The organism is Sediminibacterium soli (genome assembly GCF_009939225.1).
In the GTDB taxonomy this organism is placed as follows: Bacteria; Bacteroidota; Bacteroidia; order Chitinophagales; family Chitinophagaceae; genus Sediminibacterium; species Sediminibacterium soli.
Map to the genome: position 1 here is coordinate 176,525 of NZ_JAACJR010000009.1, position 22,384 is coordinate 198,908.

Consider the following 22,384-nt stretch of genomic DNA (forward strand, 5'->3'; position numbering starts at 1 on the left):
CCAATATATCGTAAATGAAACAGAATCAACATCTGCGTGTGAAAAAGTACCTGGCATTGGTGATAGCGTGTTTACTGGTTGGTTTTGTGCAGGGACAGAAATCCACCGGCTTCGGTAACCCCGCACAAATGTCTGACCAGGATGTTTTGATGATGTGGCAGCAGGCGCAGCGCAGCGGGCGTTCGGACAACGAAGCCATTCAGCAGCTTATCCGCAGCGGGATGAACCCCATGCAGGTGAACAGTTTCAAGAAACGACTTACCCAGGCGCAGGCATCTTCTAAAACCACCCGGAAAGGCCAGATAACGGATACAGCGGCATTTATGCGCGACAGCGGCTGGGTGAAAGCCGTTCCCCAGCTGCGCACTGCCTCGCCCTATTACGGCTTCGATTTCTTCAATAACCCGAACATTTCTTTTGAAGAGTCGATGAACATCAACCCGCCGAAGACCTACCTGCTCGGTCCGGGCGATGTACTGACGGTTACCCTTACCGGTCTTAACGAAACATCCGTTACTGACAGGATCGCCCGGGATGGCGGCTTCCAGGTACCGCATGGCGATATCATCAACCTCAGCGGACTTACCCTGGACCAGGCCCAGCAAAAGATCAGGGAAAAAATGAGGCCGGCTTACCCTGCGCTCGGCAGCGGTCAGACAAAGCTTTTCATTACACTCGATAATGCGCGTTACATCAATGTATACATCATCGGCGAAGCGGTAAGACCGGGTAAGTACACGGTTTCCGCACTGTCGGGTTTCTTCAATGTGCTGTACCTTTCGAACGGTCCTTCATCGCAGGGCTCGCTGCGGAAGCTGGAACTGATCAGGAACAACAAACTGGTTACAACGGTGGATTTTTACAGCTTCCTGCAGAAGGGAATATTCAATAACGAGATCAGGCTGGAAGACCAGGACATCATACGCATACCGGTGTATGCAAAAAGAGTTACGCTGAACGGACATGTAAAAAGACCGGCCATTTATGAAATGCTGGAAAAAGAAACCCTTGCCGACCTGATCGGTTATGCCGGCGGCTTTGAAGGCGATGCCTATACGGAGGTGGCGAAAGTAACGCAGGTGGGCGGAGGCGAAAGAAAGATAAGGGACATCAACAGGATCGACTACCCCAATTTCATTCCGCTGAATGCAGACTCGGTTTATATCGGCCAGGTACTGTCTACCTTTGAGAACCGCGTAATTGTTGAAGGCGCCGTGCGCAGACCCGGATCTTATGAATTGACAAACGGTCTGACGCTGTCGAAACTGATAGACAACGCCGCAGGTCTGCGCGAAGATGCTTTTACCGCGGTTGGCTATATCAAGCGACGTAAAACGGATAATGCCGAAAGAGAACTGATCTCGTTCAACCCGCGAGACCTGAAAAATGCAGCGGCGGATATTGCCCTGCAAAAAGACGATTCCGTATACATTGCTTCAAGAGACAGCCTGCGGGATATCCCAAGGATTACCCTTGCAGGCAATGTAAGAAATCCCGGCGTTTTTGAATTCAGGAAAGGCCTGACGCTTGAAGATGCGATACTGATGGCAGGCGGTTTTACCAATGACGCCGCCAACCACAAGATCGAAATCTCGAGACTGGAGAAGAACAAAGCCGACACCCTGGCCAACCAGCTGGTGAAAACCATTATTGTCGGCGTTGACTCATCGCTTGCCGGCACGCCAAGAACCGCACTGCAGCCCCTTGATTATATTTTCGTGCCCAGGCTGTTGAACTACCGTGTACTGGGCAATGTACAGGTTAGAGGAGAGGTATTGAATGCCGGCGATTACACGCTGGAAAGACGGGACGAAACTGTTCAGGATGTGATCGCAAGGGCAGGCGGAATTTCGCCGTACGCTTCGGTAGCCAATACCCAGGTATACCGCAACGGGGTGCGTGTTGCCACCACTATTTTTTCCGGCGATAAAAGCAGCGACCGGTTCCTTCTCTTGCCTGGCGACAGTGTTTTTATTCCGAGAGAAATTCCGTTTGTAGAAGTGCAGGGTGCGGTATTCAACCCGCAGATGCTGCGTTATGACTCTGATAATTTCCTTTCGTATATTTCGGAAGCGGGCGGCACCACTGATAAAGGCAACCTGAAAAAAGCCTATGTGCAGTATAGCAATGGCATCAACAAAAAGATCCGCCATTTTCTGTTTTTCAGGAACTATCCGAAAGTGCGGCCGGGAAGTAAGATCATTGTTCCGGAAAAAACACCGGGAGAAAGAAGAGGATTATCTGTTGTAGAAGTATCAGCGCTCGCCGGTGTATTGTCGGCACTGGTGGGTATGATCGCCGTATTGAAAAAATAACCCAATCAAAAAGGAATCTGTGCCATTCATGAATACAGCAAGTACGAACCACCCTTTGCTTCCGGAGGACGAGTCTTTTTCGATAAAAAAAGAACTGCAGAGCCTTGCTGTCACCACCCGCTCGATACTTATTGAGCGGTGGCGTTTGCTGGCTGTTGTCGCTTGCCTTGGCATCGTAGGGGGACTGCTGTTTTACTGGATAAAACCCGTTTCCTATACATCGCGTACAACATTTATCGTGGAGGAATCAAAAGGTGCTGGATCACTGGCATCTCTTGCCGGCCAGTTTGGTTTTGACCTGGGAAGTTTAGGCAGCAGCTCAACAAGTGGGTTATTGGGTGGAGACAATGTGATGGAACTGGTAAAAAGCCATTCGCTTATTCGCAAAACATTACTTACTTCCTATGACAGCGCCGCACCGGCCGTTTCCATTGCAGATAAATACGCGGAATTGATGAAATGGAAAACCAAGTGGGCAAAAAGCGGCAAAATAGGAAGAACCATCAATTTTACAGCGGGCAGCCAGTCGCTCGACAGAACCACCGACAGCCTGCTTCAGAAGATGATCGCCCGGATCATACAATCGGATATCGACATTTCCAAACCGGATAAGAAACTTGGTTTCTTTGCGTTGAACGTGACCATGCGTGATGAGAGAGCGAGTCTGCTGTTCTCCCGCCGTTTGCTGAAAGCGGCTGCAGACCTGTATATAGAAACCAAAACAAAACGGATCGTAAATAACGTAAACAGGCTGCAGGCAAAAGCGGACAGTCTTGAAAGAAACCTGAACAGGAAGACCTATTCAGCCGCAACCACAGACCGGTTGCTGCTTGATGCCAATCCTGCCTACGCTGCACCCGAAGCCTCTGCTGAAATATCCAGCCGCGATAAATATATGCAGGCGACCATATATGCGGAGATCGTTAAAAATCTTGAAATCAGTAAAACAGCGCTGATGCAGGAAACACCCACCATACAGGTTGTGGATTCGCCCGAGATACCGCTTAAAGACAATAAGGTAGACTGGTGGATCTTTGCTATCAGCGGGTTGCTGCTTGCCGATTTTGCGGCACTGATCTTACTGATGATAATGCGAAAAGCAAGTTGATAGCCCGTGTATGAAGGAACTGGTCAAAAAAATAGGTGACAATACCGATAAACACTCCATAGCCCACCAATTCAGGGCCCGGCGTTTTGCATTTTTTCTGAGCCTGCTGAACAAACTGCCCAGGCCTATATCGATACTGGACATAGGCGGCACGCTTGCTTTTTGGGACGCCATGGAGTTCAGGGAACCGGATGTTGAAATAACCCTCCTGAACCTGTCTGCGGAACCGGTAAACAGGGCGGGCTTTCGAAGCATACAGGGGGATGCCACTGCGCTGTCCTTTACAGACAAATCATTTGATATTGTTTTTTCCAACTCCGTGATCGAACATCTGTACGATACAAGATCACAGGAAAAAATGGCCGGTGAAGTGCGGCGGGTTGGCAGACATTATTTTATTCAAACACCCAATTACTGGTTCCCTATGGAGCCACACTGGCTGTTCCCATTCTTCCAGTTCCTGCCTGTTACCATGCGGGTATTTCTCACCAGGCATTTTGCGCTCGGGCACATAAAAAAAATCCGCAACAAAACTGCTGCGGAAAAACAGGTATCGGAAATTAAATTACTTACACGGGCAGAAATGGAAATGCTGTTTCCTGAAGCCGGTATCCATTCTGAAAAATTCCTGGGGCTTACTAAATCATTTGTGGCTTATCGCTTCTAATCAGAATCGGTAGCTCAGACCCAGCTTACCGGAAAGATTGAGCACTTCATTACCCGGAACAAAAAAATCGTTGGGGTTAACCTGTATGATCAGCCACCTATAGTTGTAGGAACGGATAATGCCCAGTTGTGCCGAAACATACAAGGGACCAAAATTCCAGTCTGCCTTACATGTGGCGGAAAGATCAATCCAGTGACGGCGGAAGTCCTGGGTATATTCAAAAGCGTAATAATAGTAATCGCTGTTATACCGAACACGTTCCAGCTGCAGACCAATGCGTTTCAGTCCTTTTACCCAGCTTATTTCCATGGTCTGGCTGTTGCTGCCCGGCCCTATCCCGGCGCCGATCACCTGTCCCATCTGCGTATATCCCTGGCGAACATACCGATCCGTATACCAGCTGTCGGGATCGCGTATCAGCTCGGCCGTGGGTGCCTGCATCTGTGTGAATTCTGCAACAAGCTGTATATATGCCTGGTTGCGGGTTGGAAAAAGTTTTCGCAGTCCCGCAACGTATGCCCTCCTATAATCTTCTGTCTGTATCACATTCCATGGCATCAAAGAAATATCTTTTCTGCCCAGCTCGATATACACTTCTGCGTGCTCGGATGGCAACACATAGCGAGCGAAAAGAGAACCCATGGAAGCTTTTTTTCGCTCTCTTTCAGTTTTGGTACGCACACGTCCGAAAAATCCCTGTAACGGCAATACATCAAGTATGCTGGAAATATCTGAATGATAGAGATAGGAGGTCTTGGCGAAGCCGAGGTACAGGTTAGGCAGCCATTTGGGCTGCCAGGAAAGCGTCATGCCGGTGATATAACGCCATTCATTGCGCTTTGGCTGGTACAAAAAATTACCGGCAGTGTCGATACTGAAAAGACGCGGCGGCAGCATACCGCTTTCTTCGAGCCTGCCTGCGATAACCTGTCCTTCAAATGTCCCGATGCCGGTCTTAACAGGTCGTATGGTATTAAAGGTCAGGTGTCCGAAGCCGGGTGCATTGGTGCCCATCACAAGCGCGTTACGCCAACCCGGTCCCCACCACATATTCTCGGTAGAAACGCCTGCCTCAAAAGACCTGAACCGGTACTTGATATGCGACTGACCCAGAAATATTTTCTGGTATGTTTTCTCACCAAACCCTGACGGGATATCTGATGTATTGAGAAAACGATAGTAGTTTGCCCAGGCGCGTGTTCCGAGTTGCTGCGAAAGCTGTTCAAAGGGGGGATTGGCTGCATATACGAACTCAGGCATCAGCTGCACCGAAATATGTTTTCCCAACTGCGCATAACCACCTGCGGATAATAAGGACTGGTATCCTTTTGCCGGGATCATTGCGCCATCATTCCATTCATAGGGAAGCCTGGTATTGTACTGCTGGACAGCGGAAACCGGAAGAAATCCTGCTTTCACAAAACCCGAAGAAACAGAAAGGGGTTTTGTGATCCCGACCAGGGAATCGAATGCATCCAGTGAGACGCGGTTGGGGTTAAGAGCGTAGGACCATCCATGCTGAAAACCGGATACCAGCTGCAGGTTACGTCCCTGGTTACGCAATACCTCACTGGAGAACGATTGTGCAGACAGCAATACAGGAAACAGCATTCCGATACCGCAAATGATACCGTGCCGGATGGTCTTGCAAAAAGATTGCGTATATGCTCTGTAAAATATTTTCAATTACCTGATATTGTATTGTATCGCCAGCCGTGCATGCATATTCAATACGCTGTTTCCCGATTGCCAGATATAACTGTTTGTTTTGATCAATTGCAGCAGTCCCGAGAAAACAAATTGCCTGTACTGCCAGCGGGGTGCAACACCCAGGCCGAGATCAACCCATTTAACGCTTCTGTTCACAGGATCGCGATTAATTCTTTCCAGGATAAAACCAAGTCGTTTGGGGCCATTCACCCAGGTCATATCCACGGATAATACATTTGCACCGTATCCTGCCCCGGCGCCAAGTATCTGGTTATAGTGGGTGTACCCCTCAACCAGCTGGCCATGCACATACCAGTTACCGGCGTTACGAACCATCCAATCCGGCGTCTGGCTCATTTGCGTCAATTCCAAACCCAGTTCGATCCTTTTGCCGGCTGATCTCGGGATGATCTTTCTGAACCCTGCGAGGTAGGCGGCAGAATGACTGGGTCCCATAGCGTAATCCCTAAAGTTCACGCCGTAATCGTTAAACCCGTATTCTGCGTATACTTCAAAATGCGCTTTGGGAAATACCCAGCGAAAGAAGAACGAAGCCAGCTGGTCACGGCTGAGAGAGTCCTCGCTGAGTGCCCCATTCTTTTGCACCGACAAAGCCAGCACGGGAAAATAGCGTTCAAAGAAAGCCGATGGCGCACCGGAATTGGTACCCGTATAGGTCTGTATCGACCTGGTAAAGCCAAGAAACAAACCAGGAACCCATTTGGGTTGGTAACTGATCACGAGACTATTGAGGTAACGCCTGTTAGCGCCAACCTTGCTTAACCTAAAATTGGTGTTCTCAAATGCATAAGTGGAATCGGCAGAAAGCCATCCACCCATAAGCTGCCATTCAAAACTGCCGATAAATGTTTTGCCCGGCTTACGAGATCTAAAGAACAGATGCGGGAAACCCGGTGCGTTATTGCTCATCAGAAGCGAGCTGTGCACGCCCGGTCCCCACCACATATTTTCGCTTGAAACACCGGCGGCAACTTTTCCAACATTCAGTTGAAGATAGGATTGACCGGGAAAGAGTTTCGTAAAGTTTTTGGATTTGCCGGTTCCATATTCAGCAGAGGAAGGGAACGCAGGATTGGCGGCGAAAACAAATTCGGGCTGGAGTTGTATCTCAACAGGCCCGATTACAGAACGAATTCCTGCGCTGAACATCGCCTGGTAACCCTTCGCGCCGATCATGGCACCATCGTTCCAGCCATAAGGGTGATGGCTGTTAAATTGCTGCACAAAAGACAGCGGAAGCACCACCAGTCTTTTACGGATTCCTGGCAGCAGACCAACACTATCCGGTTCAACAACCGCACTGGTACGGTTGATCGTGAAAGAGGATGCAGAATCCGAGTTGTTCAGCAACTGTGAAGTCCGGAGATCGAGGATATTACCCGGCAATCCGTGCATTTCCTGCGCACTAACCATGCAGGGCAATCCGGCAAGAAGGCAACAGGTGAATAGGACTGAAAAAAGATTTGGCTTCACTTAAGTCTAAATTGCCCGCGTAATGGAGACTACTTTGTTTTCCTGTTTATCCAGGCTTTCAAAAATGGAGTTGTTACTGACAAATTCGGGGACAAGTTCTTTCATTCTGGCAACGATCTGCATGGTGCTTTGTTTTGTCCGCGCCAGCTGAATCAGATCATTGAATTCGTGTTCAATCGAGTCTGAAGACGGCTGACGGACCTTGGCGATCATGATTTTCTCATGATAGGTAGGCAATGTGTTCTCAGAATCCATCAGCAGTTCCTCGTACAGTTTTTCGCCGGGGCGCAAACCGGAATATTTGATCTCAACGTCCACTCCCGGGATCAGTCCGTACAAACGGATCATTTTCTTGGCAAGATCAACAATGGGAACGGGTTTACCCATATCAAAAACAAAGATCTCACCGCCCTTGCCCATGGAGCCGGCCTCCAGCACCAGCTGGCAGGCCTCTGGGATTGTCATAAAGAAACGGGTGATATTCGGATGCGTAACGGTAACCGGACCGCCTTTTTCAATCTGTTCCTTAAAACGGATGATCACCGATCCGTTTGAACCGAGCACATTGCCAAAACGGGTTGTGATGAATTTGATAGGCGGACGATTGTTCTCCTTTGGTTCAAGGCTAACGCTGTGATGCAGATACTGTACGTATGCCTCAGCCAGTCGCTTAGATGCACCCATTACGTTGGTAGGGTTGACGGCTTTATCAGTGGATACCATCACAAAACGCTGTACCTGGTGTTTTACTGCAAGGTCCGCCATCATCTTTGTCCCCATCACATTTGTCAGTATCGCCTCTGTGGGCGATAATTCCATCATGGGAACATGTTTATAAGCAGCAGCATGGTAAACATAATGAGGTTTAAATTCCTCGAACAGTTCTCTCATACGGTGTTCGTTCCTGATATCTCCCAAGTAGGAAATACAGTTCACATCCGTTTTTATTTCTTTTAATTCAAGTTCAAGCTGGTGGAGCGGCGTTTCGGCCTGATCGCAAAGAATAATAATTTCAGGATGGTATCGCAGCAACTGCCTGACAATTTCACTGCCGATAGAGCCGGCGGCCCCTGTAACCAGGATACGCTTGCCGCCGATCTGTGCATCGATCTCGTCGTTGTTTATGCGTATAGGTTCTCTTTCAAGAAGGTTTTCGATTTTGATGGTCTGAAGTTGACGGGCCGAGAACTGGCCATTTATCCAGCGATCGATGGGGGGGACATTTAGAACTTTGATATTGTGATCAAGACAAAAATCAACCAATTCGTTCTTCTTTGCCGGTGGAATGGTAAACGCAGCAATAATGAGTTCATCGATCTTCTGTGCGAGAGTAAGTGATTGTAATTCTAAGGTATGATGAATTTTTATACCATCAACTACTTTCCCCACTTTTCTAACATCGTCCTCAACGAATGCAACAATCGTAGTATTAGAAGAAGAATCGTGTTCCAGAACACGTTTCGTAGCAAATCCCGCCTCTCCCGCGCCGTAAATAATCACGTTCTTGCGATCCATTTTATAACTACGCAAATATGAAAATGCATATTTGACCAGTACACGATATGATATCAGGAACAGAAAACTGAAAAGCGCATTAATAATCAGAGTAACTGGTGAAAACGAAAGTGCACCACCAGAGTTGGAAGATACCAGAGTGATAATAAACAACACGAAAGTTGTCATCAATATCGCATAGCAAATGCGAAGTGCATCCTGCAAACCCGTATATCGGATAATACCGGCGTAGGTGCGCACATTAATGAAAACAATAGAGCTGATCAGGGAGAGAATTAATACGTTACCGCTAAGCTCTCGAAAATTGATCGCCTCCATGGAAAGGTTATAGCGAATCAGGTTGGCAAATATCAGAGCAAAGCAACAAATGCCGAGATCGATCAAAAAAATGATCCAACGAGGTACAAAATTAATTTTTTTAATCATACCGGATCTATATAATCACAAAATAAGTAAAAAAAATGAATATTAAAAACAATATAAATCAATACAATTCATCGATGGATTCAGCAACCCTTGTCAATTCCTCCGCAGAGATATTTGACCCAGATGGCAAACAAAGTCCATTTTTGAATAATTTTTCCGAAACAGTTCCTCCATAGTAACGTGTCCCGGAAAACACGGGCTGCATATGCATTGGTTTCCACAGGGGTCGGCTTTCAATATTCTCAGCTTCCAGTTTTTCCCTTATATTCTCTCTGGTTATACCATTTGCTTTATCAGGGTCAACCGTAATACATGTTAACCATCTATTACTAGACGAACCACTCGGTTCATCAAGAAAATCAAACCCGGTTCTCTCTCTAAAATATGACCTATAGAACTCAAAAACCGCTCTTCGCTGTCTTACCCGTTCATCTAAAACCTCCATTTGACCACGTCCAATTCCAGCGCAAATATTACTCATCCGGTAATTATACCCGATCTCTGTATGTTGATAATGGGGTGCTGGATCTCTTGCTTGCGTAGATAAAAAACGGGCCTTCTGAATAGCCATCTCATCTTTAGATACCAGTGCGCCTCCACCGGATGTGGTGATTATCTTATTTCCATTAAATGATAATATTCCAAAACGGCCCAGCGTGCCACATTTTCTTCCAAAGTAAATTGATCCTAATGCTTCTGCAGCATCCTCGATAATAGGAATATCAAATTCTTCAGAAATGGCCAAAATTTCATTCATGTTTGCCGGCATTCCATAAAGATGCACCGGAATAATGGCTTTTGGTTTTTTCCCGTGAGCAAGTCTATCTTCAATCGCCTGTCTTAAATAGACAGGACACATATTCCATGTTTCTTCCTCTGAGTCAATAAATATGGGCGTGGCCCTCTGATATAAAATAGGATTTGCCGTCGCTGAAAACGTAAAACTTTGACATAACACTTCATCTCCGGAGCCGACCCCAAGTAAAATTAAGGCCAAATGCAGTGCAGCTGTACCCGAACTCAAAGCTGCAGCGTGTGAAATAGATAAATAATTCTGTATGTCCTTTTCAAAACCATCAACATTGGGACCTAAGGGCGCCACCCAATTCGAACTAAATGCGTCATTTACAAAATCCAGTTCTCTTCCACCCATGTGTGGCGAGGAAAGCCATATTCTATTCTTCATCCTTGCTTTTTTTTATTATGCGTCCAGGAACACCGACTACAACTGAGTAATCAGGAATATTTTGTATGATAACTGCGCCCGCACCAATAACACACCATTTACCAATAGAAATTCCCGGTATTACCGTGGCACCAGCTCCGATCTGTGTTCCCTCTTCAATAGTTACATTGCCACACAGCAGGGAACCCGGAGAAATATGCACGAAATCGTGTACACAGCAGTCATGATCTATCGAGGCCGAAGTATTTACAATACAGTGTTCGCCTATTATCGTATCCCGTTGTATAATTGCTCCTTGAAAAACAACTGTACCGGCTCCTAATTTTACATTTCTGTCTACAATGGCCGTGGGGTGAATTAATTTTCCAAAAAAATGATGACATTTTTTGCTTATCGCCCGTCTTGCTTCATTACTCCCAATAGCTATAATCAGCTCTTCCCCCTGAAAAGAGAAAGGCTCATAAGGTCCCGAAACGCAATACTCTCCAAGTTTGTTAATAGAGCTATTATCATCATATATAACATCTACTTTTTGATCAAGAGATTCTACAATACTACATATAACTTTTGCGTGACCGCCTGCACCAATCAAAATCATGATTAATTCCCTTTAAAAGGTAGCGTAGTTGAGTATCCTTCCATGTTAATTCCTTTTGCCAGGAATACATTTCGAATCGTTAATAACATGATTTTAATATCAACTAAAAAAGAATAATTATCAACATACCAGACATCCATTTCGAATTTCCTCTCCCAAGGAAGCGCATTACGACCATTTACTTGTGCCCACCCTGTTATACCAGGTCTCACCTCATGCCTCCTAAATTGTGTTGAATCATAAAGAGGTAGATATTCAGGCAACAACGGCCTTGGACCAACTACGCTCATATCTCCTTTAACAACATTAATAAGTTGCGGCAGCTCATCAAGAGAAGTCCTGCGCAGAAAATATCCGAATCTTGTTAATCTCTTCTCATCGGGAAGCAATTGCCCAAAACGATCCTTTTGATCCGTCATGGTTTTGAATTTGATCAATTGAAAAATTCTTCCACCTTTTCCTGGTCTCATTTGAACAAAAAAAGGGTTACCTGAATTGATCCAGAAAAATAAGAGAGCGATAGGTACGGTAATCGGCAGCGTTATGACTAATAACAATAAAGCAAATAAAACATCACCAACCCGTTTTATGACATCATACATCTTTAACTCATATTTCGTAAACAATCCAGATACCGCCGTGCCAATACGGTTCTATCAAAATTCGCTTTTGCATAATTATATCCATTCAATCCCTGATTTTTAGCCAGGCTTTCGTCTTGAAGATACATACGCACTTTATCTGCGAAATCCTTTGGATTTTCAGGATCCACAAAAATTCCAGCGTTTGCATTCTCCACCAATTCTCGGGAAACACCATCAATTGCCATCAAAATCGGTTTCTTGCAGCTCATGTAATCAAATGTCTTATTCGAATAGACCGTTTTAAAAGTATCTGCCTTTTTCAAAACCGACGCACCCATGTCTGACGCAAGGATGTACTTAAACACCTCCTGCTTAGGCACCGAGTCAATAAATCTTACATTAGTAAGACCACGTAAAGAAACCTGTTCAATAAGCATCTGCTTTTGCATACCATCGCCTATAAGCAAAAAAAGAATCGGAGTGTCCTTTAGCAATTCAGCTGCTTCAATTATTTGAATTAAATGATTAGCCACTCCATGTGCTCCCACATAAGTAATTACAAAATTCTCATTTAAACGATGCTGCTTACGGAAAAAATCACCATTAAAATTCTGAAGTAATTCCTCAGATAGCTTAAAATCAGCTGCATTAGGAATTAAAATAATTTTATCAGGTGATACATTTTTATTACGAATCAATAGTGTGCGGAAGGCTGGGGTCAACACACTTATGAGTTTCGCCTTCTTATAAATGAATGCTTCTAAAAGATAGGCGATTTTAATAACAAATTTATTAGTTACAACTCCGGTATCAATTGCCGATTCCGGCCAAAGATCCCGAATTTCAAAAACAAGTGCAGCTCGTTTAATTCGTGAAATAACATACCCTGATATTCCGATAAATAAAGGAGGTGAAGACACTATAACAATATCGAACTGCCCCCTGACTTTAAACAAGCCCGCCCAAACCGACGAAAAAACAAAACTGAAATAGCCCCAAAGTCGACCAAGGAAGCTAGAATTGTAATGCTCTGATACGTGACATCGAAAAACCTTTATACCAAGCTGATCATTAACAACAAAATATTTTCCTTTGTAACGTGAGGCTTTTTCAAATCCGTTATAATGCATCATTCCAGCAATAACTGTAACCTCACATCCCATAGATTTCCACACTTGTGTAATCTCATTCCATCTCGAACCTCCTGGATCGTCAACTTCCAAGTAATACTGATGAATTAATAGTATTCTCATATAATCTTAGCTCAGTTTTGATCACGGGTTCCGTGGTTTGACATTCAAAGTATGGCGCATGCTCTTTAATACCATAGTAATTGCTAACATACCCGTTTTTTACCTGAGGAACAACTCTTTTTCCGCTTCCGGCTGTAGAACTGCTAATTTTCAAGCTTTCATCAACATGCCATATTTGCTTTATCTGCAATCCTTCTGGTAAACCATGAACAATATCTGATATTTTCCAAACCAACTCTCCCTTCTTTTTACAAACAACTCTTTCATGGACAATTCCCTTTTTTACAAAACGAAATGCATTTATCCCACCTTTAAAAATAAAACTGTCATCGGTTTCACTCACAGCTACGCTTTGCACAGATGTCCAAAAGTACCAAATGAATCTCGGCCCTTTAAGCATCTGATCGTAATCATTCAACATCACTGAATTATGAGATCTGGTTCCACAAAAATATTCAATTGTGGATCTATCTGTATTGTACTGATAGGAACCACCATCATATAAAATATTCCTTCCCTCATGCCAAATGTCGATATGCAAATTGTCGGCTTGTGCGGGTCTGTCTTTATATCCACCGCACCTTATAACGGTAACTGTTGATTGCTCTCTAAGAATATAGAACCCGCCAACAGGATAGCTATTCCAACCACCTCTACGGATTATCGGCTTGAAGAAAACAGGCGAATGGAGTTTGGCATTCATAAAAAAAACTTCTTCATTCCAGGGCCCATCCTCATAAAGAGCTTCTCCCGTCAAAAAAATATGCAATGTCTGCAGTTGCGGGCGAAAATCTCTAAAATCACATTCTGTGAACGGGAAAAAAAGAGCACCATCATTGGATCCATAATTTGATAAGTAACCCGTATATTCATCTTGAGCATGATATAAAAAATCGAGAGAGGCATATGCACGATCATATACCAACTGGTGGAAATAATCCTTAGTCTTTTCGGCTATCATAAACGCCATATTCAATAACTGAACAACTACGCGATGATAATTATGACTAAATTGTAAATAGGTGCCGTCTTTATATATCTGATAAATTATCTCTTTCTCAAACCATTTTTTACCCTTGTGTCTCCATTTTAATGCGCAATCAAAGGATGGAAATAATGATCCTACTATATATAATGCCAGCGTTTCAGTAATAGCATGATTATTTCTTACTGCGACCCGAGAAAAATGTATATTATCATAAACATGTTTCATTTGCCAATAAATGGCATTGAGTATTATTTGATACTTTTCTTCGGTTAATGAGCCTGAATATCTATAATAATTTAAACCGTAAACCCAGTTTAGTACCCGTAGAGAAATTTCTTGGCTGCACTTATAATTTGGTCCCCTGTTTATTGGATTAGCGGCAATCCATGATTCAATTTGCCCCCATACCCAGGCGCTATGATCTGTCTTATTATGTTGATCATATCGTATTACATCGTAGATAAACGAGAATCTAGATGGCTCCCATACATATTTAATATCTCCATCCTTTTCACTGTAATCTCGGATCTTCGTCCAATGAAGATTTTTGTTGTACTTATACCCATTTAGTGGGTTAGTCATCCAATCATAATGATCTCCAAGAAAATACCACTGCTTACTAAAATATAAGCGGTACCCATCTAATACACTATTTACTCGAGAATTGGCAGATGGATTACTTAGTATACCATTATTTAGTAACCCAGCATATGACTGCCAAAGATCTAATGACTCAAATTTTTTCGTTGGCGGGTCCACTGGAAATTTTCTCTCATAAATCCTAAAGCGGATTAAGAAAAAAAGATAAAGCCGATACAGAACATATCGAAGTCCCATATTAGCAATTAGGTTAAAATATTTTCTACCTATCATTGCTTTAATCTTCCTTGAATTGTGTCATCCATTTTTCTTTATTCTGCCATTCGACTTGCTCTATCTTAAAGAAAATATAGTCATCTATAACCAAAATATCCATATCCGTACTCATAAAGCATCTGAAAGCATCTTGTGGAGTGCACACAATTGGCTCCCCTCTAACATTAAAACTTGTGTTAACAACCATCCCCAGCCCGGTTATTTCCTTGATCGATTGAAGTAGCTGCCAATATCTTGGATTCATTTCTCTGCTCACTGTTTGAATTCTAGCCGAATAATCCATATGAGTAACAGGTTGAATTTGACTCCGTTTTACGGATAACTTTTCTCTTAGAGATTTATCCATATATTCTCGTGGCAGGTCAAATCGCCATTCTGATTGAACAGGGGCTACCATAAGCATGTATGGTGAAGTAGTATCAATCTCGAAAAAATGATCGGCATCCTCTTCCAAAACGGAAGGAGCAAATGGACGAAATCCCTCTCTATATTTTATTTTCTTATTAATCCGCTGCTGCATATCCATATTACGCGCATCTCCAAGAATGCTTCTATTACCCAATGCGCGAGGACCGAACTCCATTCTCCCTTGAAACCAACCCACTACATTTCCCTCAGCTATTTTTTCAGCAACAATACTACACAACTTGCCAATTTCACCCACTTTCGTAAACACCGCTTTGTTTTTTCTACACATCAACTCAATCTCCTTATGAGAATATTCCGGCCCCAAATAAGTCCCCTGCATTAAATCAAATGAACTTACTTGAGGCTTAACATTTCCAAAATAGATATAGTGTGCAGCCAACGCGGCTCCCAGCGCCCCCCCGGCATCCCCTGAAGCAGGTTGTATGTATATCCTGTTGAATATCCCGCTTCGCAATAATTTTCCATTAACCACACAATTTAAAGCCACTCCGCCAGCCATACACAAATTAGTAGCGCCAGTAATCCGCTTGGCTTCATTTGCCATTCTAATAACAATATCTTCAGTCACTGACTGCACGGCTAGTGCCAAGTTACAATGTTGCTGTTTAAGCTCACAGTTTGACTCACGCCTGGGAAACCCAAATAGTTTCTCCCATAAATCATCTTTAACCATAGTTAAACCTGTAGCATAATTGAAGTAAGACTGATCTAACCATACAGACCCATCATCTTTAATATCTACAAGTTTTTCCTTAATTGTCTGGATAAATGCTCTTGTTTGGGAGCTGTCTGGATTGCCAAAAGGAGCCAATCCCATCAACTTGTACTCACCAGAATTTACCTTAAATCCAAGAAAATATGTGAAAGCTGAATACAGTAATCCCACAGAATGAGGAAAGTTCATCTCTTTGAGCATAGACAACTCACTGCCTTTACCGTGGCAAATAGATGCAGTACACCATTCCCCCACACCGTCAACTGTCAAAATTGCAGCTTCACTAAACGGTGAAACATAGTAAGAACTAGCAGCGTGCGACAAATGATGCTCGGTAAATAACAATGTAAGCTTTCGCTTATCGTAAGTTCCAACCTCCTCAAGAGAATCACGAATTATTTTCTTCAGAAACAATTTCTCTTTCATCCATACGGGCATCGCCTTAAGAAAAGACAATAATCCTTTCGGAGCAAACGAAAAGTATGTTTCGAGCAATCTCTCAAACTTGAGTAAAGGTTTATCATAGAAAACAACGGCATCCAATTCATCGATCGAAAGACCCGCTGTTTCCAGACAAAATCGAATGGATTGAGTAGGAAACTCCGAAGTATGCTTCACACGGGTAAACCTTTCCTCCTGGACTGCAGCCACGACGGTTCCATCTATTACCACGGCCGCGGCAGAATCATGGTAAAAGGCAGATATTCCTAATATTTTCCTCATGATGTGGTTTAAAAGCAACTCACCTTAGCAAGGCAACCGCAAAATAGATAATGACTATTTAAGCGATTTTATTATCGCATCAGCAACAAATTCATTGCCATAGGTATTGAAATGAATATCCTGTTTGATATAAAAATCCCTAGGGCTAGTCCCCTTCATCATTTGTTGTCGGAATACATCAAAACAGTTTACAAAATGAATCCCGTTTTTTGCAGCAAATGAACTCCAATGCTTTTCCCAATTAAAAACTCGTTGCTCTACTAACAGCTGCGCCGGCCATGGATAAATTACCAGATACACTTCTGAACTACTTTTCTTAGCCAGCTCGTGAATTCTTTCCAAGTTACGCTCTATCTTTTTTAAACCACCAAGAACACCAAGAGGTTTATATCCCACTTCATCAGCTGAATCGAGCACATTCCATGAAATATGTGTAACACCTGACCTGTATAAATAACGATTGGCATCGAACGCCTTCACTTCTTCATCGATCAGAGCTTTTTTATACACTATCTTTTTAAAAGCCACATAAACATATGACGTCAATAACATATGATTACTGACAAACTCCTTTATGCCACCGTCACCAAATATCTTTCGAGTTCGTTGAGGCGCCTCTTTGGCTTGTCGTCTGCCTGTAGGCCCAGTTCTGAGAATTGGGTATATGATGCCATTAGCATCCATGTTCCCAATCATTGAATCCGGGTAAATCCACCTAGTGCTTTCATCCTGAACATCGCTGATGTCCAAACAAATAATGACTTTATGCTTTTCCTTTACTTTCCCAGTAATTAAAGCCTTTCTATATTGATATAAGTATACTGAGGGGCTATAACTCGGAACGCCACAATTAAATAACCTGGCATTTAGTCTTTTTTCAAAAATTCCTACGAAGGATTCGTTCCATTCTCCTTCCCCATACGTAAACGAATCCCCCAAGAAAACGTAGTCCACAGAATCCTTGGTTAGGCTTTCAGTTTTGCCGCATCTGAAGCCATACTCATTGGTATAAATCGGAAATTTCAGCCCGCCAAATGTATAATTACCTTTATTAATCAAAGTATCGAGCCAATAGAACCCAAAATTATTTTGCTTATGCAGTCCGCTGTTAGGATCTCGCACCTGCTGGTCGTGCTTCTTCCTGAAATAGCTATACCCAATATCAGCTACAAAGAAAAAGACAAGAAATATGCACAACTGAACAAGTGTACTCTTAACAATACTACGCAAGCTCATTACCATGGATTTAAAAAATCGTCTTTTCTATAAGACTTATTCCTTATCAAAAAAGTGGTTGATTTGGAATTTCTCAAAGCCATTGAATCTGTGCGTCTAAAGAATCTGGCCAATTGCGCTATCGGAAAAAGAAGAACAAAGTAGATAATCGTCAATAGAATATTGGGTATGAAATGACCAAGCAATTCAGACAAATTCATCCATCCTAAGTGAACCCAGAGACTAAACCAGTCTGATATCGAGGATAAAGCCACCAATATTATAATAGCTACAAGCAGCGTTCTCTGGGGCTTAAAAAAATACCAAATCAGAAGTCCCAATGCAATTACAAGTATTGTTTTATATTTCTCATCATTTTTGCTCATATCGGAGATTAAAAAAGCGTGTAAACAAACGGAGCAAAAGCGCTACCGGCCCCAAGTACAACTAAAATAGCAACAAGTAACAAGGCTAAAATTACAGGAGCCAGCCAGAGTTTTCTTCTCTGTCGAAGAAACTGAAAAACATCCTTTAATGTATGCATAATCGCTTTTTATTGAAGGGATGAGTTTAAAGTCATTAAAATGCTTACTATCCTTTCAGAGGTCTTACCATCCCAAAATTGGGGAATACCTCCTTTTTTCCAAAGCCCAAGAAAAATCTTATTCATTGCCGGGAATATATTTTTCGGGTTGGTTCCAATCAATTCATTGGTGCCAGTTGTAACGGTTTCTGGGCGCTCGGTGTTATCGCGTAGAGTTATACATGGCACTCCCATCACAGTTGTCTCTTCCGTAATTCCCCCGCTATCTGTAATCACGGCCTTAGCATGCTTAACTAAAAAGTTAAATTCAAGATAAGAAAGCGGTTCCACAAAAAAAAGATTACCGGCTTTTATTCCGATCTCTTTCAAATTTCTCTCCGTACGTGGATGTACGGGAAAAATAACAGGCAACCCTTTAGTCGAACTAATAATCTCATTCATCAACTCTTTTAAATTGGAAGCATTATCCACATTTGCTGGTCGATGCAATGTCAGTACAAAGTAGTTTCTCTTGGTCAATGAAGCCGTTTCCCATACTGGTGGAGGTTGAAATCTCGATTCATTCTTAAGTAAGGTATCAATCATTGTATTACCCACAAAAAAGATCCTGTTATTGTCAATTCCGGATTTACTGAGATTATCATTGGCCATTTCGCTGGTAGTGAAAAAATAATCTGCCAGAGCGTCTGTCACAACTCTGTTTACTTCTTCGGGCATACTAATATCACCTGATCGAATTCCTGCTTCAACGTGAGCAACCTTTGTAACGAGTTTCTTTGCCACAATTGAACATGCCATCGTCGACGTCACATCTCCGACAACCAACACCAAATCAGCAGGATTAAGCAGTAACTCTTTTTCGAAGCGAACCATAATATTTGCCGTTTGCTCCGCTTGTGAGCCACCTCCACTTTCCAGATTTACGTCTGGATGAGGAATACCCAATTGAGTAAAAAAATTATCACTCATGTTCTTATCATAATGTTGTCCCGTGTGTACCAGTCTATAGCTAATATTGGCACCATTTGTAGCAGCCAGATTAATAGCTTCAATTATTGGCGCAATCTTCATAAAATTAGGTCTCGCACCTGCGATAATCGTGATCTTCATAGTTATCTTACGTTATATAAAAATAGTTTGTCCGCTCTTTAAACTTTCAATAGCCGATAGACTGGCTCGAGAAGTGTTTACAAGAGAGTCAAAATCGATTAATGACTCCCCTCCCTTCAATAAATGAGACAACAAAGATGTGAATTGTTCTTTATGTCCCTTATCTATCGAACTACTCATGGAAGAAAACGACTTAAATCCATATCCTTTCATACTCCTAAAGTTATCAATCACCAATGTCCTTTCCTGAGCATAAATTTCTATCCGTTCTTTGGGATATCGTTTATTACCATTAGCAAAATAACTTATAACTCCCTGAGAACCATTATCGAATTTCAACGTAATAATCGCATTGTCAGTATTCTCCACGGGATTAATTCCGAGTGCCGACATATGCACACTCTTGACATAAGATCCCGAAAAAAAAGACATCAGATCTATAAAATGACAAGCTTCGCCGATGATTCTTCCGCCCCCCGTCTTCATATCATGCACCCAGACATCTAGAGGAATGTGACCAGCATTTATAGTTGCTATCATATTGATGGGTGGGGTATCGATACCGAGCAACTGCTTAGCCTTAATGCTGAATGCAGAAAATCGTCTATTGAACCCCACTGTTACAGATAAGGGGCTGGTCAACTGGTGATAAACTGAAATAATTTCATCGAGTTCCGATTGAGTGATAGCTAGCGGCTTCTCCACAAAAACATGCTTCCCTGCTTTAAGTGAATTCACCACCATCCGCGCATGCTGATCATGCCTTGTAGTAATCAATACCAGGTCAACTTCAGTATCTTTGAGAATAGTCTGATAATCAGTCGTGCTTACCTCAAATCCATATTTACCAGCCAACGATTTTGCTGTCAGGCCACCCGCACTAGCAATGTATCTTAATGACGCCCTGGTTCTTTTAATGGCAGGCATCATTGTCATTTTTGTAAAGTTCCCAGCCCCGATTACACCAATAATACCTCCGGTGGGGCTGCTCGTCCGCTTTACAGAAGTATGTACCTTACTGGCGGATTCTTCTATAGAAGGATTCGGATATTCAATGATAGATGCAACGGACCTTCCTTTTAAATTATTATAAATATCCAAATAATTATCTAATGAAACCTTATCCGTGATTAATGACGCTACATCAATCTGCCTTCTGCTAATTGCCTGAAGAACAGTCTCGAAATTTCTCTTCTCAGTCCATCTTACAAAAGCGATCGGATAATCCGATCCTTTAAACTCATATTCTTCATCATATCTTCCCGGACCATAGGAACAAGAGACCTGGAACGTCAATTCCTTTTTATAAAATTCAGATCTTTGAATATCAAGGCCAATAACGCCAATAAGAATTATACGGCCACGCTTCCGGCTCATTTGAGCGGACTGACTAATGACTCCGTTATCCTTTGTTGACGCCGTAATGATTACAGCATCCGCACCGATGCCACCCGTCATTTGATCTACTACTTTAACTGAATCACTTACACCGCTGTTAAATGCCTCTATTCCATTTTTTTTTGCCAAAGCAATTTTACTCTCATCGAAATCAAACCCTAAGACACGGCAACCATTAGCCACTAACAACTGGGCAGTTAAAAGACCAATAAGACCCAGTCCAATCACAACAAAGGTTTCTCCAATAGTAGGAGCCGCCAAACGAATGCCTTGCAATCCAATTGATCCAATAACTGTAAAACAAGCCTCGTCATATGAAACGTCATCCGGTATCTTTGCCGCCAAATTCTTTGGAACACAAACAAACTGGGCATGAGCACCATTAGATGCCACTCTGTCGCCAATTGAAAACTCCGTAACACCATCACCAACTGAAATAACTTCACCTGCATTACAATACCCTAACGGTAATGGTTCATCCAACTTATTAAATACCGCTTCCAACGTTGGTATCAACCCTTCCGTTTTGATTTTATCCAAAACTTGTTTTACCTTATCTGGTTGCTGTCTGGCCTTTGATATCAAGCTACTTTTACCAAATTCTACTAGCATTCTCTCTGTGCCTAAACTTACAAGACTTCTATGTGTCCTAATAAGAACATGCCCACTTTTCACTAAGGGGGCGGGTACATCCTCCAATATAGTTCTCCCGTTTTTTAGGTCTTGTATAATTTGCTTCATTATATAACTATCTATCTTATTTAGATCAAATAATATTCAATTTCTCCTGCTTGCTCGGATAACTAATTAATACGGCGCGATACTTCCCTTTAAAAACAAATAGGCTTCCCGCAGCCGCTCCGATAATTTTATATCGTTCAATCATTTTTTTCATATCATCAAAATCACATGCTCCTCCCATTATCGTTATAGGCATATCGGTTAATGTACGAACCATATCTGCCAATTCATAATCATAACCAGACATTGTCCCATCTCTATCTATTGAATTAATTACAATTTCTCCCACTCCGATTCTGTTCAAATCATCTAGAAACTGCCTCAATTTCAGCTCAGTTTTCTCCTTACCGTTCCGGATATATATATCATAACCTCCCAACAATGACTTCTTTTTTACATCAATAACTACAATTACACTTTGCATCCCCACGGCCTGGCCAATCTCGCTCAATAATGAAAAATTTCGAACAGCCGCCGCGCTGATTGCAAGTTTCTCTGCTCCTAAATTAATAATTGTCTTAGCCTGATCAACCGTTGTAATCCCGCCACCATAACAAAATGGCATTCGACACTCGGCCGCCAGATTTTTTATAAGTTCGAAATCAGGTCCGCGATTTTCTGCAGTGGCATCTATATCAAGAACAATCAGTTCATCCACCTCCTTCTCATTGAAAATTTTAACAGCATTGATAGGATCTCCAACGTATTTCGGATCTTTGAACTTAATTGTCTTGACTAGACCACGTCGATGCACTAACAAACAGGGGATGATTCTTGATCGAAGCATAG

General features: G+C 42.8%; 17 protein-coding genes. 3 read left to right on the forward strand and 14 right to left on the reverse strand.

Going from position 1 to position 22,384, the window contains the following annotated elements; all coding sequences use genetic code 11:
- The first annotated feature begins 14 nt into the window (after positions 1 to 14).
- The 3 genes from GWC94_RS15465 to GWC94_RS15475 are packed head-to-tail and all read left to right on the forward strand — an operon-like array spanning position 15 to position 4,090.
- Positions 15 to 2,315 carry an SLBB domain-containing protein gene (locus GWC94_RS15465; RefSeq protein WP_161836070.1) on the forward strand — a complete coding sequence of 767 codons (2,301 nt, stop codon included), beginning with the start codon at positions 15 to 17 and terminating at the stop codon, positions 2,313 to 2,315.
- A 28-nt stretch (positions 2,316 to 2,343) separates the two neighbouring features.
- Positions 2,344 to 3,423: a hypothetical protein gene (locus GWC94_RS15470; RefSeq protein WP_161836072.1), complete on the forward strand. Its 1,080-nt coding sequence runs from the start codon at positions 2,344 to 2,346 to the stop codon at positions 3,421 to 3,423.
- 10 nt (positions 3,424 to 3,433) lie between these two features.
- Entirely contained in the window at positions 3,434 to 4,090 is a 657-nt protein-coding gene (locus GWC94_RS15475) for a class I SAM-dependent methyltransferase (RefSeq protein ID WP_161836074.1), read from the forward strand.
- Here GWC94_RS15475 and GWC94_RS15480 read toward each other — a convergent pair whose 3' ends face one another.
- From GWC94_RS15480 to GWC94_RS15540, 14 genes are all read right to left on the reverse strand, one after another.
- Positions 4,091 to 5,701, reverse strand: a complete 1,611-nt coding sequence (locus tag GWC94_RS15480) for a capsule assembly Wzi family protein (RefSeq protein WP_161836076.1) — start codon at positions 5,699 to 5,701, stop codon at positions 4,091 to 4,093. It lies immediately after the preceding gene.
- Positions 5,702 to 5,776: 75 nt separating this feature from the next.
- Positions 5,777 to 7,234 carry a capsule assembly Wzi family protein gene (locus tag GWC94_RS15485; protein ID WP_235918589.1) on the reverse strand — a complete coding sequence of 486 codons (1,458 nt, stop codon included), beginning with the start codon at positions 7,232 to 7,234 and terminating at the stop codon, positions 5,777 to 5,779.
- A 66-nt stretch (positions 7,235 to 7,300) separates the two neighbouring features.
- Positions 7,301 to 9,235, reverse strand: coding sequence for a polysaccharide biosynthesis protein (locus GWC94_RS15490; RefSeq protein WP_161836080.1), 1,935 nt, complete (start codon positions 9,233 to 9,235; stop codon positions 7,301 to 7,303).
- 58 nt (positions 9,236 to 9,293) lie between these two features.
- Positions 9,294 to 10,421 carry a DegT/DnrJ/EryC1/StrS family aminotransferase gene (locus GWC94_RS15495; protein WP_161836082.1) on the reverse strand — a complete coding sequence of 376 codons (1,128 nt, stop codon included), beginning with the start codon at positions 10,419 to 10,421 and terminating at the stop codon, positions 9,294 to 9,296.
- Complete coding sequence (locus tag GWC94_RS15500) at positions 10,411 to 11,019, reverse strand: acetyltransferase (RefSeq protein ID WP_161836084.1); 609 nt, start codon at positions 11,017 to 11,019, stop codon at positions 10,411 to 10,413. The genes GWC94_RS15495 and GWC94_RS15500 overlap by 11 nt, the downstream gene beginning before the upstream one ends.
- Positions 11,020 to 11,021: 2 nt before the next feature.
- Positions 11,022 to 11,621, reverse strand: coding sequence for a sugar transferase (locus GWC94_RS15505; RefSeq protein ID WP_161836086.1), 600 nt, complete (start codon positions 11,619 to 11,621; stop codon positions 11,022 to 11,024).
- 2 nt (positions 11,622 to 11,623) lie between these two features.
- The gene (locus GWC94_RS15510) at positions 11,624 to 12,856 is read right to left on the reverse strand and encodes a glycosyltransferase family 4 protein (RefSeq protein ID WP_161836088.1); all 1,233 of its coding nucleotides are present in this window, start codon (positions 12,854 to 12,856) and stop codon (positions 11,624 to 11,626) included.
- Positions 12,816 to 14,717 carry an alginate lyase family protein gene (locus GWC94_RS15515; protein WP_161836090.1) on the reverse strand — a complete coding sequence of 634 codons (1,902 nt, stop codon included), beginning with the start codon at positions 14,715 to 14,717 and terminating at the stop codon, positions 12,816 to 12,818. The genes GWC94_RS15510 and GWC94_RS15515 overlap by 41 nt, the downstream gene beginning before the upstream one ends.
- Before the next feature lie 4 nt (positions 14,718 to 14,721).
- On the reverse strand, positions 14,722 to 16,587 hold the full coding sequence (locus GWC94_RS15520) for a carbamoyltransferase family protein (RefSeq protein WP_161836092.1): 1,866 nt from the start codon (positions 16,585 to 16,587) through the stop codon (positions 14,722 to 14,724).
- A 54-nt stretch (positions 16,588 to 16,641) separates the two neighbouring features.
- Positions 16,642 to 17,823: an SGNH/GDSL hydrolase family protein gene (locus GWC94_RS15525; RefSeq protein WP_161836094.1), complete on the reverse strand. Its 1,182-nt coding sequence runs from the start codon at positions 17,821 to 17,823 to the stop codon at positions 16,642 to 16,644.
- A 373-nt stretch (positions 17,824 to 18,196) separates the two neighbouring features.
- Positions 18,197 to 18,346: a DUF5989 family protein gene (locus GWC94_RS17130; protein WP_394367116.1), complete on the reverse strand. Its 150-nt coding sequence runs from the start codon at positions 18,344 to 18,346 to the stop codon at positions 18,197 to 18,199.
- Between the two features lie 9 nt (positions 18,347 to 18,355).
- Complete coding sequence (wecB, locus tag GWC94_RS15530; protein WP_161836096.1) at positions 18,356 to 19,456, reverse strand: non-hydrolyzing UDP-N-acetylglucosamine 2-epimerase; 1,101 nt, start codon at positions 19,454 to 19,456, stop codon at positions 18,356 to 18,358.
- A gap of 12 nt (positions 19,457 to 19,468) precedes the next feature.
- Entirely contained in the window at positions 19,469 to 21,466 is a 1,998-nt protein-coding gene (locus GWC94_RS15535; RefSeq protein ID WP_202628844.1) for a bi-domain-containing oxidoreductase, read from the reverse strand.
- Between the two features lie 154 nt (positions 21,467 to 21,620).
- Complete coding sequence (locus tag GWC94_RS15540) at positions 21,621 to 22,382, reverse strand: AglZ/HisF2 family acetamidino modification protein (protein ID WP_161836116.1); 762 nt, start codon at positions 22,380 to 22,382, stop codon at positions 21,621 to 21,623.
- Positions 22,383 to 22,384: the final 2 nt, after the last annotated feature.